General features: G+C 64.9%; 13 protein-coding genes. 8 read left to right on the forward strand and 5 right to left on the reverse strand.

Features of this window, described 5'->3' with window-relative positions; genetic code table 11:
- Positions 1-11 precede the first annotated feature (11 nt).
- On the reverse strand, positions 12-1,019 hold the full coding sequence (locus BTHE68_RS33930) for an ABC transporter substrate-binding protein (protein WP_162070628.1): 1,008 nt from the start codon (positions 1,017-1,019) through the stop codon (positions 12-14).
- A gap of 139 nt (positions 1,020-1,158) precedes the next feature.
- A complete protein-coding gene (locus tag BTHE68_RS33935; protein ID WP_232078202.1) occupies positions 1,159-2,247 on the reverse strand; it encodes a LacI family DNA-binding transcriptional regulator in 1,089 nt (362 codons plus the stop codon).
- 211 nt (positions 2,248-2,458) lie between these two features.
- Here BTHE68_RS33935 and BTHE68_RS33940 point away from each other — a divergent pair, with 211 nt between their 5' ends.
- Both BTHE68_RS33940 and BTHE68_RS33945 read left to right on the forward strand, forming a co-directional pair.
- Positions 2,459-3,259 (forward strand): phytanoyl-CoA dioxygenase family protein, encoded by an 801-nt coding sequence (locus BTHE68_RS33940; protein ID WP_162070629.1) that lies wholly within the window; start codon positions 2,459-2,461, stop codon positions 3,257-3,259.
- Complete coding sequence (locus tag BTHE68_RS33945; protein ID WP_162070630.1) at positions 3,256-4,188, forward strand: aldose 1-epimerase; 933 nt, start codon at positions 3,256-3,258, stop codon at positions 4,186-4,188. The genes BTHE68_RS33940 and BTHE68_RS33945 overlap by 4 nt, the downstream gene beginning before the upstream one ends.
- 51 nt (positions 4,189-4,239) lie before the next feature.
- Here the strand turns inward: BTHE68_RS33945 and BTHE68_RS33950 are convergent, their stop codons facing one another.
- Positions 4,240-4,551, reverse strand: coding sequence for a hypothetical protein (locus tag BTHE68_RS33950; RefSeq protein WP_232078205.1), 312 nt, complete (start codon positions 4,549-4,551; stop codon positions 4,240-4,242).
- 257 nt (positions 4,552-4,808) lie between these two features.
- Positions 4,809-5,111 carry a hypothetical protein gene (locus BTHE68_RS33955; RefSeq protein WP_225936432.1) on the reverse strand — a complete coding sequence of 101 codons (303 nt, stop codon included), beginning with the start codon at positions 5,109-5,111 and terminating at the stop codon, positions 4,809-4,811.
- 189 nt (positions 5,112-5,300) lie between these two features.
- On the opposite strand from BTHE68_RS33955, the gene BTHE68_RS33960 reads away from it, so the two are divergent.
- Both BTHE68_RS33960 and BTHE68_RS33965 read left to right on the forward strand, forming a co-directional pair.
- A complete protein-coding gene (locus BTHE68_RS33960) occupies positions 5,301-6,512 on the forward strand; it encodes a putative DNA modification/repair radical SAM protein (RefSeq protein WP_162070631.1) in 1,212 nt (403 codons plus the stop codon).
- Positions 6,512-7,927 carry a UdgX family uracil-DNA binding protein gene (locus BTHE68_RS33965; protein WP_162070632.1) on the forward strand — a complete coding sequence of 472 codons (1,416 nt, stop codon included), beginning with the start codon at positions 6,512-6,514 and terminating at the stop codon, positions 7,925-7,927. Before BTHE68_RS33960 ends, BTHE68_RS33965 begins: the two co-directional genes overlap by 1 nt.
- A gap of 2 nt (positions 7,928-7,929) precedes the next feature.
- On the opposite strand, the gene BTHE68_RS33970 is transcribed toward BTHE68_RS33965, so the two are convergent.
- Complete coding sequence (locus BTHE68_RS33970) at positions 7,930-8,718, reverse strand: SDR family NAD(P)-dependent oxidoreductase (RefSeq protein ID WP_162070633.1); 789 nt, start codon at positions 8,716-8,718, stop codon at positions 7,930-7,932.
- Positions 8,719-9,041: 323 nt separating this feature from the next.
- Between BTHE68_RS33970 and BTHE68_RS33975 the strand changes: the two genes are divergently transcribed.
- The 4 genes from BTHE68_RS33975 to BTHE68_RS33990 all read left to right on the forward strand — a co-directional run bounded on the left by BTHE68_RS33975 (position 9,042) and on the right by BTHE68_RS33990 (position 15,420).
- Complete coding sequence (locus tag BTHE68_RS33975; protein WP_162070634.1) at positions 9,042-9,851, forward strand: DUF4410 domain-containing protein; 810 nt, start codon at positions 9,042-9,044, stop codon at positions 9,849-9,851.
- Between the two features lie 77 nt (positions 9,852-9,928).
- Positions 9,929-11,200 (forward strand): cardiolipin synthase, encoded by a 1,272-nt coding sequence (cls, locus tag BTHE68_RS33980; RefSeq protein ID WP_162070635.1) that lies wholly within the window; start codon positions 9,929-9,931, stop codon positions 11,198-11,200.
- Between the two features lie 107 nt (positions 11,201-11,307).
- A complete protein-coding gene (locus tag BTHE68_RS33985) occupies positions 11,308-13,377 on the forward strand; it encodes a putative bifunctional diguanylate cyclase/phosphodiesterase (protein WP_162070636.1) in 2,070 nt (689 codons plus the stop codon).
- 102 nt (positions 13,378-13,479) lie between these two features.
- Positions 13,480-15,420: a tetratricopeptide repeat protein gene (locus BTHE68_RS33990; RefSeq protein WP_162070637.1), complete on the forward strand. Its 1,941-nt coding sequence runs from the start codon at positions 13,480-13,482 to the stop codon at positions 15,418-15,420.
- The last annotated feature ends 10 nt before the right edge of the window (positions 15,421-15,430 follow it).

Raw genomic sequence — 15,430 nt, forward strand, 5'->3', positions numbered from 1 at the left:
ACACGCTTCGCTCAGTACCCGTACTGCATGCTTGCGTCGACGTTGCTCTTGTCGTAGAAGCGGTCCGAGACCTTCACCCACGGCGGGATCGTCTCGCCCTTCGCGTACTTCTGCGCGACATCGCACGCGAGCGGCCCGAAGAACGGGCTCGACTGCACGCTCGCACCGAGTTCGCCGGCCTTGATCGCTTCGAGGCCGCCCTTGGTGCCGTCGATCGTCACGAGCACGATGTCCTTGCCCGGCTGCTTGCCGGCCGCCTTGATGGCGGCGATCGCGCCGAGCGCCATCTCGTCGTTGTGCGCGTAGACGGCGGTCACATCCGGATGCGCCTGCAGCAGCGTCTCCATCACCTGACGGCCCTTGTCGCGCGCGAAGTCGCCGCTCTGCGACGCGATGATCTTCATGCCCGGATTCTTCGCGATCACTTCGTCGAAGCCCTTCTTGCGGTCGTTCGCGGCGGACGCGCCGGTCGAGCCTTCCAGCTCGATGATCGTCGCCTTCCCGTTGGTCGCCTTCACGAGCCAGTCGGCGGCGCGATGTCCCTGATCGATGAAGTCCGAGCCGATGAACGTGATGTAGTCCTTGCCCGCCTTCGCCATCGACTGGTCGATGTTGCGGTCGACGAGAATCACCGGAATGCCCGCTTTCTTCGCCTGCATCACGACCGGCACGAGCGGCTTCTCTTCACGCGGCGGGAACACGAGCAGATCGACGTGCTGCGCGATCATGCTCTGAATGTCCGAGACCTGCTTGGCGGCGGAGCTGTTGGCGTCGGTCATCACCATCTGCCAGCCGCATTTCGCCGCGATGTCCTTGAAGCTCTTCGTTTCCGCGAGACGCCACGGGTTGTTGCTCTCGGTCTGCGCAAAGCCGACCTTCAAGGGCTTCTTGTTCGCGATCTTCGGCAGGCCGTCATCGGCGGCGTGGGCGGCGGTGAAGCCGGCAGCGAGCGTCAGGGCGGTCAGTGCAGCAGCGAGCGGGCGCAGGCCCGTACGCGATTTCTTCTCTAGCGACAGCATGTCTTCCTCCATAGGATGGTTTGCCTTTTTCTAGTAGTGCCGATGCTTGTTGTTGCCCGGTCTGCGTGCTGCGAGAGTGGTGATGCGTATTGCTCAAGGCTGCGACTTCGGCGATTGTTTCATCGCGTCTTATTAACGGTCAATCGCTAATATTATTAGTTGCGAGATGCCTGGCTTCGGCCAATGTCCTGACCGAGCCGCGCTCGATCAAAGGCCCGTCGAGCTTGACCGTGCGGCGTCTCACCGGCGCGCCGGCGGCGCGGTTCTGTTCTTCCTGAAGCAGCGTCTCGACCGCCCAGCGCCCGAGTTCGTAGTTCGGCAGCACGACCGTGGAAAGCGGCGGATGCGTATGCCGCGCGATTTCCTGATCGTCGTAACCGAGCACGGAAACATCGTCGGGAACGCGCAGGCCGAGTTGCTTGAGCGCCTCGATCGCGCCGAGCGCCATCAGATCGTTCGCGCAGAAAATCGCGGTCGGCGGATTCGGCTCGCGCATCAGCGAGAGCGTGTGCTCGAAGCCGGTGCCCGGGCTCCAGTCGCCCTCGCGCACGAGTTCCGCCGCGAACGGCAGATCGGCCGTCGCGAGCGCGGTCCGATAACCCTTGAGCCGATCGCGCGCCGCGTCCTGCCACGGCTCGCCGTTGATATAGCCGATGCGCCTGTGGCCCGCCGCCAGCAAGTGATCCGTTGCCGTATGCCCGCCCGCGACCTCGGCGGGCACGACCGACGACACGCTCGCATCGTTCGTGTAGCAGTTCAGCAGCACGGTCGGCACGCGGGCGAGCACGGCGGGCAGCGTGACGCGGCGCGTGTAGACCGTCGCGTAGATCACGCCGAGCACGTTCGGATTGCCGAGCGTCGCGTCGAGCACGCTCGCTTCGATTTCCGCGTTGCCGTGCGTCGAATAGACCGCGAGCATGCGGCCGTTGGCGAACGCCGCATCGCGCGCGCCGTCGATGCTCACGACCGGGTGCGGGCTCGTCGAGATTTCGTCGGCGAGATAGACGATCAGATTGCGTTCGCCCTGGCTCTCGAGCGCCGCGACCGGCTCGCGCTGCGTCATGCGATAGCCGAGTTCCTGCGCGGCGCGCAGCACCTTGTCGCGCGTGGTGTCGGAGAACTTCGCGCCGCTTGCGTTGTTCAGCACGAGCGAGACCGTCGATTGCGAGACTCCGGTGAGTTTCGCGATGTCGGTCATCGTCGGGCGGCGTTGGGTGGTTTTTTTCATTTTGCGGAGTGCGTCGGGCGGCTGGACGCCACGCATACGAAGCGTGGCGGGCCGCGAAAATCTGCCACTAATATTAGTGATGAACCGCGCAGAAAGCACGTGTTTATTGGGCATTTCGACTCAGGGTTTTCACCGGTTATTACTAATAATATTGACGAATGGATTACGTGCATGCGATTCTGTCCCCGGACTCGCGACGAGGAGACGGCGCATGGGCAGGTACGACGAGGGCACGCGAGACGCGCTTGCCGAAGCGTTCGAACGAGACGGTTTCGTGCTGCTGCGCGACCATTTCCCGCGCGCGACGCTCGAAGCCTGGCGCAATGCATTTGCGCCGCTCTTGCAACCGCATGTGGATGCAGCGCGCGCAGCTGCCACGAGCGGCAATCGCGGACCGGGCCGCTATTACGTCACGCTGCCGTTCGAGGGCGAGTTCGCGGACCCATCGATCTTTTGCGATGCGGACATCGTCGGTATCGTGGAGCGCGTGGCCGGGCGCGATCCGGTGATGTGCCAGCTCGCCACCGATACGCCCGTGCACGGCTCCGAATATCAGGACTGGCATCGCGACACGCCGCCGCTGTTCGACGATGCGCCCGAAACGCCTTCGTTCCAGCTCGCGGTGAATTTCCCGCTGGTCGATGTCGATGATCGCAACGGTCCGCTCGAAACGACGCGCGGCACGCATCGCATGTCGCGCGACGACGCGTATGCCGGCCTGGAAGCGGGGCGCTTTGCCGCCGAACGCGTGCCGATGAACCTCGGTGACGTGATGATTCGCGATGTGCGCGGCCTGCATCGCGGCACGCCGAACCTGGACGGAGAGCCGCGTCCGATGGTCGTGATCGGCTATAGCCGCGCGTGGTATTTCCGGCCGGAGGTGCATATCGACGTGCCGCGCGACGTGTTCGCCGCATTGCCCGCGCGCGCACGGCGTCTGTTGCGCTTCAATCCACTCGTCGAGGCGACGGCGCGCACGTTCGACGAAAATTACCGGCAGTTCGCATATTGAGCGCCGCACTGTCCGAAGCGTTCGTCGAGCTGCGTCATGGCGCGCGCCGCGTGCTGCTCGCGCCGCATGTCGGCGGCGCGATCGCGGCGTTCGACGAACTGCGCGATGGCCGCGTGATCGACTGGCTGCGTCCCGCTACGCCCGCCGCGCTGGCCGCGCGCGATCCGCTCGGCATGGCGAGCTTTCCGCTCTTGCCGTATTGCAATCGTATCCGCGACGCGCGCTTCATGTTCGACGGCGCGCTCGTCGATCTTTCCGATGACGGCAACGGTTTCGCCCACGCGCTGCACGGCAACGCGTGGCGTCTGGGCTGGCGCGTGGAGGAAGTCTCGGCTTCGCGGGCGCGCTTGCACCTGCTGCACGAGCCTTCGCGTGAAGCGGCGCGGCACTGGCCATTCGCTTATGAAGCGACGCAGGACATCGCGCTCGATGCGGACACACTGAGCGTCACGATGTCCGCGCGCAATCTGGCCGATCGGCCGATGCCGTTCGGCATGGGCCATCACCCCTACTATCCGCGCACGCGAAACACGCGCGTGCATGCGCGCGTCGCCGCGATGTGGCACAGCACGCCGGATCTGCTGCCGACGCACGCGGGTCCGCATCCGTGCATCGATGCGATGGCGTCCAGCGATGGCATGTCCGCCGATGCGTTCGATCTCGACAATAACTTCGCCGGCTGGTCGCGCACGGCGACGATCGCGTGGCCCGACGAAGGCCGCGCGATCACGTTGAGCGCCAACGCGCCGTTCGATCACATGGTGGTGTACGCGCCCTCTGCGCATCCCGGGCTGCTTTGCGTGGAGCCGGTGAGCAACGTGGCGGACTGGGTGAATCTGGATGTGGCGCGCGCGCTGAAGGGCGGCGAGGTGCTGGAGCCGGGCGAGTCGGTCAGCGCGACGTTCGCGTGGACGACCCGCATCGGGTAATGCGTCACGAACGGCGCTTGCGCACGCCCGCGACGCAAAGCCTTTGACCGATCATTGACCGAAGAAGATGTCGCAGCGCGGTGCGTCGCCGCAGCCGCCCTGACGGCGGCCGCTCGCGGATGCGCTCGCGCCTGCCGACATGCCGCCGTATGCCGATTCATCGGCTTGCGGCGCGGGCATCGCAGCAGTCTGCGACTGATCGGGCGTGGCCTGCGACATATACATCGGGCGCATCGTCTGTACGGTTTGCTGCGCGTCCGCGGGCATGCCCTGAGCGTGCGCCGCGCCGATGCTGCCGACCGTGGTCACGAGCGCGCACGCAGCCATCATCGCGAAGAATTGCGGTTTGGTTTTCGCCTTCATGTTCCAGCTCCTTGAAACGAATGCACAAGCAGCCGGGAACACGATTCTCGGACTCCTTGCAGCTTTGTCGATGGACGGGATCGAGCGCAGCGGCAAAACGGCCGAAACGAGTACTCGCCCGGCGCGATGGATAGCGCTCAGGCACTACAGTACGGTGATGAAGGAGCGGGAGAAATCCCTATCTGGCAGGGATACTTCGGAGGGGATCGAAAAGCGCGCGCGGGCTTTCGCAAAGCCCGCGCGCGCTGACAACGACGTCAATACGTCTTGGCCGCGCCGCCGCCCGACGTGCCCGAATCGGAACCGCCCGAGCTGCTCTTCTTGTTCTTGTGCATCTTGTTGCTTTGCGACGAGCCCATCGTATTCGCGCCCGATGCGCCCGATGTCGAGCCCGTCACGCCGTTGGCGTTCGGCGTACTCATGCCGGTGCCGCCTTGTCCGGCTCCGTTGCCGCCCGCTGAACCGCCGCCTGCTCCACCGCCTGCGCCCTGCGCGAACGCCGCGCCCGACAGACTCAGAATCATGGCCGAAACAAGCAGGCTTCTCTTTGCGTTCTTCATGGTGTCCTCCCGTTGATCGATAGTCTCGATGCGTGCCGCCTCGCGAAATGCTGGCCGCCGCCGTCTTTCTTGCGCAATCGCCATGCCGTGGGAGAGCGACCGGGCAGGCGCGAAGTGTGCGCAATAACAAAACGTTTGACTTAGCGACTCACCGTGAATACTGTATAAACATACAGTACAATCGTAAAGATGGATCTCTCCGAAAAGCTCGAAATCCTCGCCGACGCCGCCAAGTACGACGCGTCATGCGCGAGCGGCGGCTCGCCGAAACGCGAGTCGCGCGGCATCGACGGCCTTGGCGCCAGCACCGGTTCGGGCATCTGCCACAGCTTCACGCCCGACGGCCGGTGCGTCTCGCTGCTCAAGATTCTTTTGACGAACTTTTGTCTCTACGACTGCCGTTACTGCATCAACCGCCGCTCCAGCAACGTGCCGCGCGCCCGCTTCACGCCCGAGGAAGTCGTGAATCTCACGCTGGATTTTTATCGCCGCAATTACATCGACGGCCTGTTTCTCAGTTCCGGCGTGATTCGTTCGTCGAACTACACGATGGAACAGCTCGTTCTCGTCGCGAAATTGCTGCGCGAAAAGCACCAGTTTCGCGGCTATATCCATCTGAAGACGATTCCCGATGCCGATCCCGGTCTCATCGCGCAGGCTGGCCGCTACGCCGACCGTCTGAGCGTGAACATAGAATTGCCGACGGAAATCAGCCTCGAACGTCTCGCGCCGGAAAAAAGCGGCCGCACGATCAAGCTGGCGATGGGCAACATCCGGGTCGCGCGCGAGGAATCCGAAGCGGAACCGCGCGCGCCGAAATTCGCGCCGGCGGGGCAGAGCACGCAGATGATCGTCGGCGCCGATGAAACCGACGACCGCACCATCCTCGGCACCGCTGAAACGCTCTACGGCTCCTATCAACTGAAGCGCGTTTATTACTCGGCCTTCAGCCCGATTCCCGACAGCCCCTCGGGCGTGCCGTCGAAGGCGCCGCCGCTCTTGCGCGAACATCGCCTGTATCAGGCGGATTTTCTGATGCGCGGCTACGGTTTCGCCGCGTCGGAACTGCTCGGCGATGCCGGCAATCTGCCGCTCGACGTCGATCCGAAACTCGCCTGGGCGCTCGCGAATCGGGACCGCTTTCCGGTCGATCTGAACGTCGCGCCCGCGCGCACGATCGCGCGTGTGCCGGGCATCGGCATGCGCAACGCCAAGCGCATTGTCGAATTGCGGCGCGCGCGGCGCGTGCGTTATCAGGATCTCGTGCGGCTGCGCTGCAGCATGGACAAGGTGAAGCCGTTCGTCGTCGTGGCGGATTATCGGCCGCCGCTGTCCGAAGCGCCGTCGGACAATCTGCGGCGCGCGCTCGCGACGGAGCCGGTGCAGCTGTCGCTCCTCTGATGCACCTCATCGCCATCGACGACGATTTCGACGCCTGGCGCGCCGCCGCGCTCGACGCGCTCGCGCAAGGACTCGCGCCCGAATCGGTCGACTGGCGCACGTCGCAGGTCGAGCCCGCCTTGTTCGATGAAGCCGCGCCATCGGCGAAGGTGGCGGAAGCGCCGCAAATCCGCGTATCGCGGGAACTCGCATCGCTGCTGAAAGACGCCGCGCATTTTCGCGACGCGCGCCGCTGGGGCTTTCTCTATCGCGTGCTGTGGCGCTGGTCGCGGGGCGATCGCGCGGTTGCATCGGCCGCCGATGAAGACGGCGCGCGCCTCTACAAAATGGCCAAGGCGGTGCGACGCGCGCAGCACGACATGATCGCGTACGTGCGCTTTCGCCAGCGCGACGCCTCGCTCGGCGCGCCCGAGTATGTCGCCTGGTACGAGCCCGATCACGACGTGCTCGCCTGGGGCGCGGACCATTTCGCGGCGCGCATGGGACGCTCGACCTGGCTGATCGCGACGCCCGATGGCGCGGCGATGTTCGACGGCGCGCGCCTGAAACTGGAGCGCCGCCGCGCGCTCGCATCGGAACACGCGGTCGATACGCCCGACGCCGCCGAAGCGCTCTGGATGACCTATTACCGCAGCATCTTCAACCCGGCGCGGCTGAACGAATCCGCGCTCGAACAACACATGCCGGTGCGTTTCTGGAAGGGGCTGCCGGAAGGCGCGCTGATTCCGAAGCTCGTCAGCGATGCGCGCGGCGGGGCGCGGCGCGTCGCGCAGGCGAAGAGCGTCGGCGCGCTCGGCGGCAAGGCGGTGCAGGTGGAAGCGGAGGAGGCCCAGCCCGAACGCGACGCCCCCACGTCACTCGACACCTGCCGCCGCTGCGATCTGTGGCGCAACGCGACGCAGGCGGTGCGTGGCGCGGGTCCGGCGGATGCCCGCATCATGCTGCTCGGCGAACAGCCCGGCGATCAGGAGGATCTGAAGGGCGAGCCGTTCGTCGGCCCGGCGGGGCAATTGCTCGACGACGCCATGCGACAGGCCGGCGTGCCGCGCGAGCAGGTGTATCTGACCAACGCGGTGAAGCATTTCAAGTGGGAGCCGCGCGGCAAGCGGCGGCTGCACAAGACGCCGGCGCAGCAGGAAGTCGAAGCGTGCTCGTACTGGCTCGAACAGGAACTGCATGACGTCGGCGCGCGCGTGATCGTCACGCTCGGCGCGACCGCGCTCGCGGCGCTGTTCGGCCGTCGCGCGACGTTATCGGCGCATGTCGGGCGCGTCGTGCCGTATCGCGACAAGTTTGTCGTCGCGACGTATCACCCTTCGTACGCGCTGCGGCAGAACGACGAAGCCGCGCGGGATCGAACCGTCGCGGCGATCGTCGAGGCGCTCGGGCGAGCGCGCGAACTCATCGGCGGATAGCTTCAGAAGGCCGCGCGAATCACGCCGCCGTCCGCGCGCAACGCCGCGCCGTTGGTCGCCGAGGACAACTCCGAGCACACGAAAGCCACCATGCTGGCGATTTCCTCGGGCGTGATGAAGCGCTTGAGAATCGAGGTCGGGCGCGCTTCCTCGAAGAACTGCTGCTCGAACTCGTGAAAGCTTTTTCCGCCAGAGAGCTTCTCGACGAACTCGGTGACGCCCTCGGAACTCGTCGGACCCGGCAACACCGAATTGACCGTGACGCCCGTGCCCGTGCAGGTCTCCGCGAGGCCGCGCGCGAGCGAAATCTGCGCCGATTTCGTCATGCCGTAGTGAATCATCTCGACGGGAATCTGCACGCCGCTCTCGCTGCTGATGAACACCACACGGCCCCAGTTCTTCTCCTTCATCTTCGGCAGATAGGCGCGCGAGAGCCGCACGCCCGACATCACGTTGGCATTGAAAAAGCGCAGCCATTCGTCGTCGGGAATCTCTTCGAACGGCTTCGGATCGAAGATGCCCATGTTGTTCACGAGGATATCGACGTGCGGGAAGCGCTGCACGAGCGCGTCGACCTGCGCGGCATCGGAGACGTCGCCGGCAAAGCCTTCGGCCTGCGCGCCCGGCGCGAGTTCGCGCAGTTTCGCGAGCGCGGTATCGACCGACCCCTGCGAGCGGCCGTTGACGATCACGCGCGCGCCCTCGCGCGCCAGCGCCACCGCGATGGCGTGACCAATGCCCTTGGTCGAGCCGGACACCAGCGCGAGCTTGTTACCGATCTTCAGATCCATCTCTGCTCCTTGGCAAGTTTGCGGAGTGCGCCGACGACCTGCGCGACGCGTGCCGGACATGGTAACCACAAGCGGCGTGTTCTGCAGCCGGCCTGCCGCGCCGCGAAATCACCCGCTGAAGCCTTGTCCCACGGGCCTTCCGCGCCCGTGAAATCGCGCGACATAAATGCTCGATGGCCTGCCGCGCGGCCATCCTCCATAGTTGCGTCTGCGTGATCGGGAACCCAGCGAGACCCGAACAACAACGAGAACCGACAGCCGACTCACGCATCCACGAATTCGACCATTCACGATTCCCGGCGCGGCCGGTACGGAGATGCAACATGTCCAGCTCGATCAAATTCTCGTCGTTCAGTTCGATCATCAACAAGGCGCGCGGCGCGGCGCTCGCCGGACTCGTCGTCGGCACGGCGCTGCTGGCGGGCTGCGCGAGCAACCCCGCACAGGCCGCCAGCCAGTTCAACCAGTACGGCGGCCAGTCCGTGCAGACCGTCGCGGCCGCGCCCGCCCTGCGCCCGGACACGATCTACGTCTACGCTTTCGCCAGCGACGCCAGCGAAGTCAAGCTCGACAATCACGGCATGATCTCGAAGATCGGCGCGGCGATGTCCGGTGACTCGCAGGCGCAGAAGCAAGCGCAGGACGCCGTCGCGGCGCGCGAGGAAGTCGCGAACGAGATCGTCGCCAAACTTCAGTCGATGGGCCTCCCCGCCGTCCGCGCCGACGTGCCGCCGCCGGAAGACCGGAGCGTGCTGGTCGTCCAGGGCAACTTCGATACGATCGATGCGGGCAATCGCCGCCGCCGCATGCTGATCGGCCTCGGCGCGGGCGAAAGCAAGGTCGGCGCGACCGTGCAGCTCGTCTTCAAGCCCGCGCATGGCGCGCCGCAGCTGCTCGAACAGTTCGACGCCAAGGCCGACAGCGGCCATGCGCCGGGCGTCGCGGAAATGGCGGGCGTCGGCGCGGCGGCGGGGCATGTGGCGAGTTCGCTCGCGGTATCGGGCGGACTGCACGCGGTATCGGAGACGAAGCACGCGGGCGTGTCGTCAGACGAGAAGCGCCTCGGCGACTCCATCGCCAAGCAGATTGCGAAGCTCGGCCAGACGCAGGGCTGGATGCCGGCGAAAAGCTGAGCCAGCATGACGCCGCGCGGTCCGGAACGTGCTTACACTGGCGATTCCGGACGAATGTTCGCCCCGCGAGGCCGCGCATGCCAACGATTGCCCTGATTGTCCTGACCGTTGTCGTGACGCTCGTCGTCGTGCTGATCATCGCGAATCTGACGAGCGGCGAGAAGAAGATCGAGCACAAGATCGAACGGCTGTACCCAAGCGACGACCCGCAGTTCGTCCGCTCGATGGGTCTGCTGCTCGGGCCACCCGTGGTCGGCGGCAACCGCTTCGAAGTGCTTCTGAACGGCGACGAGATTTTTCCGTCGATGCTGGCGGGCATCCGCTCGGCGCGGGAGACGATCACCTTCGAAACGTTCATCTACTGGTCGGGCGCGATCGGCGAGGAGGTCGCCCAGGCACTGTCCGATCAGGCGCGCGCGGGCGTCGCGGTGCATGTGCTGCTCGACTGGGTCGGCACCTCGAAAATGGACAAGCGCTATTTGCGCATGCTGCGTGAGGCGGGCGCGGAAGTCGTCCAGTATCACAAGCCGCACTGGAGCGGGCTCGGGCGCATGAACGACCGCACGCACCGCAAGCTGCTCGTGATCGACGGGCGCATCGGCTTCACGGGCGGCGTCGGGATCGCCGAGGAATGGACCGGGCACGCGCAGGACGAGAAGCACTGGCGCGACACGCATTTTCGCGTCGAAGGCGCGGCGGTCGGGCAGATGCAGGCGGTCTTCATGGACAACTGGATCAAGGCGACCGGCAACGTGCTGCACGGCCCGCGCTATTTTCCGAAGATCGAACCCGCGGGCGACGGTCTCGCGCACATGTTCAGCAGCTCGCCCTCGGGCGGCAGCGACGATATGCAGTTGATGTACCTCATGGCGATCACCGCCGCGACGCATTCCATCCATTTGTCGAGCGCGTACTTCGTGCCCGACAAGCTGACGATCAACGCGATCGTCGAAGCGGCGAAGCGCGGCGTGGCCGTGCACATCATCACGCCGGGCAAGCGCATCGACACGCACACGGTGCGCGAGGCGTCGCGCGCGTGCTGGGGCGATCTGCTCGCGGCGGGCGTCGAAATCTACGAGTATCAGCCGACGATGTTCCACTGCAAGCTCATCGTCGTCGACGAATATCTCGTGTCGGTCGGTTCCACCAATTTCGACAGCCGCTCGTTCAAGCTGAACGACGAGGCCAACCTCAACATCTACGACCGGGATTTCGCGCGCCGCCAGACCGCGATTTTCGCCGACGACGTCGCCCACGCGAAACGCATCACGCTCGACGACTGGCGCCGTCGTCCGCTCACCGAAAAGCTGCTGGAACGCATCGTCGCGCTGCTCGATTCGCAACTTTGACGCGCGGGCGGCGCGCGTTGCGAGTATTTCTCATTTGGAGTCTAAAGATTGCCGGACCCCGGCCGATAAGACGCTCACGCAAATAAGTCTTCGGCTAACTGGCACTTATGCACGGCACCTACAACTTCTGGCTGGTTGCGGCATCGCTGGTTGTCGCGACGCTCGCTTCCTTTACCGCGCTCGATATTTCGGGGCGCATCACTATGCTCGCGCATTCGCGCACTCGGCACATCTGGCTGGCGGGGGGCGCGGCGTCGATGGGCATCGGCATCTGGTCGATGCATTTCATCGGCGTGCTCGCCTTCGAGCTGCCGATTCCACTCGGCTATGACTTCAAGATCACCGCCGGGTCGCTCGGTATCGCGGTGCTCGTATCGTTTTTCGCGCTCCATGTCATCACAAGCAAGCGGCTGACGGCACGCCGGCTCGTCGCGAGCAGCGTGCTGATGGGCGCGGGCATCGCCGCGATGCATTACACCGGCGACGCCGCGATGCGGATGCGGCCCGCGATCCAGTACGATCCGCGCCTGTTCGCCGCGTCGATCGCGATTGCCGTGGTCGCGTCGGGCGCGGCGCTGTGGATCGCGCATACGCTGTCGGACGCGAAGCAGATGAACGTGCTCGCGAAGCGCCTGGTGTCGGCGCTGGTGATGGGCATTGCGATCACCGGCATGCATTACACCGGCAACGCGGCGGCGAACTTTCTGCCGGGCTCGATCTGCGGCGCGGCGAACGACGTCGACGCGAACTGGCTTGCCACGACCGTCGTGCTGTTCACGCTGGCGATCCTGATCATCACGCTCGTGCTGTCGCGCTTCGACGCGCGCACGGCGTTGCTGGCCGGTTCCGTCTCGCGGCTGAACGGCCAGATCGTGCGGATGGCGACCTTCGACACGCTCACGGATCTGCCGAACCGCCGCACGATGAACGAGCGCATCGAGCGCGCGATCAGAAGCGCGAGGCACAGCGACAGCCGCTTTGCGATCCTCTTCATGGACCTCGACGGCTTCAAGACGATCAACGATTCGCTCGGCCATACGGTCGGCGACGAAGTACTGAAGGCGTTTGCGCGACGCCTGCAGGAATGCGTGCGCGGCGGCGATACGGTGGCGCGTCTGGGCGGCGACGAGTTCGTCGTGATGCTGGAAAACATGCATGCGCCGACCGATGCGCAGACGCTGGCCGAGCGCATCCTCGAAGCGATGAAAAGGGGTTTGCTCGTGGCCAATCATCCGTTGCAGGTGATGCCGAGCATCGGCATCGCGCTGTATCCGCAGGATGGCGACAGCGTCGAGTCGCTGCTCAAGCACGCCGACGTCGCGATGTACGAGGCGAAGCGCGGCGGGCGCAGCACGTATCGCTTCTTCGAGGCGAGCATGAACGAGGCGGCGGTGCGGACCTTGCAGATTCAACAGGCGCTGCACGAGGCGTTGAACGGTGGCCATTTCTATCTGCTGTTCCAGCCGAAGTTTCGCGGAAAGAGCGGCGAGCTGGCGGGCGCGGAGGCGTTGATCCGGCTGGACCATCCGGACATCGGCACGCTGACGCCGCTCGAATTCATTCCGATCGCGGAGCGTTCCGGGCAGATCGTGCCGATCGGCTACTGGGTCGTGCGCGAGACGTGCCAGCATCTTTCGCGCTGGCGTGCGGAGGGGCGGCCGCCGGTGAAGGTGGCGATCAATCTGTCGCCGCGGCAGATGAACGAGGCGGATCTGGTCGCGAACATCCTCAAGATCATGCATGAGGAAAGCGTGCCGAGCGAGCAGATCATGTTCGAGATCACCGAGACGGTGGCGATGCAGGACGCGCCGCGCACCATCGAGATGATTCGTGCGTTTCAGGAAAATGGCTTCGAGATCGCAATCGACGATTTCGGCACGGGCTATTCGAGTCTGGCGTATTTGCAGCGCTTTCGCGCGAAGCAGTTGAAGATCGACAGATTCTTCACGAACGGGCTCGATGAAAACGGGCAGGAAGGGCGGGCGATCGTGTCGGCGATCATCGCGCTCGCGCATTCGCTCGATATGGATGTGGTCGCGGAAGGCGTGGAGACGGGTTCGCAACTCGACAGGCTGCAGGACATGATGTGCGATGAGATGCAGGGGTTCTTGCTGGCGATGCCTTTGTCGGCGGATGCGTTCGGGGTGATGCTGGAGCGGGGGGAGGTCACAGTCTGAAGCGGGCGTGCGCCGGATCCGTTGCGTGGAACGGAACACTTTTCGACAAGTCTCCGGCACTCGGCATCGATAATCGGACTTCCTCGAACTAGTGTTTTCTCTATGTCTCTCTTTGACAGTACGCTCGAAGCGCATCGCGCGGGCCGCACGCAGGAAGCCGAATCTGGCTATCGCGCCGTGCTCGCGGAGAACCCGCGCCATGCCGACTCGTTGCATTTGCTTGGATTGATTTGCCGTGAGAGCGGCGCCCTCGATAAAGCCGAGGACCTGATCCGTCAGGCTGTTGCGCTGGACGAGCAGGCACTGTATGCCGCAAGTCTCGGCAGCGTCCTGCGGGAGCAGGGTCGCAAGCAGCAGGCCGAATCCATCTTCCTGCGCGCGATCGAACTCGATGCGCTCGACCCGGCCGCGCATTACAACCTGGCCATTGTGCTGCTCGATCTCGGGCGCGCCGGCGAAGCCGAAACGGCGCTTCGTCACGTCCTTACGCTCGACGCGCGCTTTCCCGGCGTGCATCGCAACCTTGGGCGAGCGATGCACATGCTCGAGCGCTACGAAGATGCACACGCGTTCTACCGGCATGCGATCGAACTCGATCCGGCCGATATCCGCGCTCATTCAGCTCGCGCCGCGGCGCTGACACTCGCCGGCCGGCTGGACGAAGCAAACGCGGCTTGCGATGAAGCCGTGAGGCTCGATCCTGCGTACGGCGAGGCGCACTTGAATCGCGGCGCCGTGCTGCTCGGACAGGATCGCCTGGAAGAGGCCGAAGCGGCGTTGCGTACGGCGCTGAGCCTGGATGCCCATCGAGCGCCCGCGCACTACAACCTCGGTACGACGTTGATGGAAGCAGGCCGGCTCGCGGAAGCGGAAGCATCGCTGCGGCGGGCGCTGGATCTCGATCCGGCCTTCGTAGACGCCTGGCACAACCTCGGCCGTGTGTTGCACCGCCTGAAGCGTATGGACGAGGCTGAATCGGCTTATCGAAGCGGACTGAGGCTGCGGCCATCCGATCCCGATCTCGAAGCGAATCTGGCGCTCGTGTTGCTCGCCAAGGGTCAGTTGGCCGAAGGCTGGATGCTTTACGAGTCGCGCTTTTCCATGCGTCGTGCGGATACGCACCAGCGAGAGCCGGGCCTCGCCTATCCGCAGTGGAAAGGTGAAACGTTGCAGGGCAAATCGATCGTCATATTGTCGGAGCAGGGTCTGGGGGACACGCTACAGTTCTGCCGATATCTGCCGCTCCTGAAAGCGAAGGGTGTCAAGCGGCTGACCGTGGTCTGCGAGCCGGCGCTCGCTCGGCTAGTCGAAGGCATCGAGGAAGTCGACGCGTGCATCCGCAGCAGCGATTTGCACGGCCTGCCGAAGCAGGATTTCTGGTGCTTCATGATGAGCCTGCCGCTGCGGTTCCACACGACGCTCGAGACGGTACCTGCGCTGGTTCCTTATCTGCATGCACCCGCCAGTCTCGTCGAAACCTGGAAGATGCGCCTGCCCAGCGCGAGGCCGAGAATCGGCCTCGTCTGGGCGGGCGAAAGCCGGTCTGGCGTGAAGCTCGCCGCTGCGGTCGACAGGCGCCGCTCGATTCACGCGCGCCAGCTCGTGCCGCTTCTGCAGGTTCCCGGCGCGACATTCGTCAGCCTGCAACTGGGCGCGACGACGCGGCCGCAAATCAGCGAGATCCCGGAAACGCTGCGTCCCTTCGATCCGATGAGCGATGTGACCGATTTCGCCGATACCGCCGCGATCATCGAGAATCTCGATCTCGTGATTGCGGTCGATACGTCCACTGCGCACCTGGCCGGCGCGCTGAACAGGCCGGTGTGGGTGCTGTCGCGCTTCGACCAGTGCTGGCGGTGGCTTACCGGACGCGACGACACGCCTTGGTATCCGTCGATGCGTCTCTTCCGTCAGACGCAGGCGGGCGACTGGGACCGTGTGATCGGGCGCATCGCGGACGAACTCAAAGCGTTCGTCGCCCCTGCTGCGAAACCGAAGCACAAAGAAACTGTCGGGCGTCCCGCCCGCAAGAAGCGCAAGTAGCCGGCACACG

Source organism: Burkholderia sp. THE68 (assembly GCF_009938265.1).
GTDB lineage: Bacteria > Pseudomonadota > Gammaproteobacteria > Burkholderiales > Burkholderiaceae > Caballeronia.

Excerpts from the sequence above, each read along its gene's own strand:
- BTHE68_RS33975 (WP_162070634.1), top strand. The coding sequence starts at position 9,042 with ATGTCCAGCTCGATCAAATTCTCGTCGTTCAGTTCGATCATCAACAAG.
- BTHE68_RS33955 (WP_225936432.1), bottom strand. The coding sequence starts at position 5,111 with ATGAAGAACGCAAAGAGAAGCCTGCTTGTTTCGGCCATGATTCTGAGT.
- BTHE68_RS33965 (WP_162070632.1), top strand. The coding sequence starts at position 6,512 with ATGCACCTCATCGCCATCGACGACGATTTCGACGCCTGGCGCGCCGCC.
- BTHE68_RS33985 (WP_162070636.1), top strand. The coding sequence starts at position 11,308 with ATGCACGGCACCTACAACTTCTGGCTGGTTGCGGCATCGCTGGTTGTC.
- cls (WP_162070635.1), top strand. The coding sequence starts at position 9,929 with ATGCCAACGATTGCCCTGATTGTCCTGACCGTTGTCGTGACGCTCGTC.
- BTHE68_RS33930 (WP_162070628.1), bottom strand. The coding sequence starts at position 1,019 with ATGCTGTCGCTAGAGAAGAAATCGCGTACGGGCCTGCGCCCGCTCGCT.
- BTHE68_RS33970 (WP_162070633.1), bottom strand. The coding sequence starts at position 8,718 with ATGGATCTGAAGATCGGTAACAAGCTCGCGCTGGTGTCCGGCTCGACC.
- BTHE68_RS33950 (WP_232078205.1), bottom strand. The coding sequence starts at position 4,551 with ATGAAGGCGAAAACCAAACCGCAATTCTTCGCGATGATGGCTGCGTGC.
- BTHE68_RS33940 (WP_162070629.1), top strand. The coding sequence starts at position 2,459 with ATGGGCAGGTACGACGAGGGCACGCGAGACGCGCTTGCCGAAGCGTTC.
- BTHE68_RS33960 (WP_162070631.1), top strand. The coding sequence starts at position 5,301 with ATGGATCTCTCCGAAAAGCTCGAAATCCTCGCCGACGCCGCCAAGTAC.
- BTHE68_RS33935 (WP_232078202.1), bottom strand. The coding sequence starts at position 2,247 with ATGAAAAAAACCACCCAACGCCGCCCGACGATGACCGACATCGCGAAA.
- BTHE68_RS33990 (WP_162070637.1), top strand. The coding sequence starts at position 13,480 with ATGTCTCTCTTTGACAGTACGCTCGAAGCGCATCGCGCGGGCCGCACG.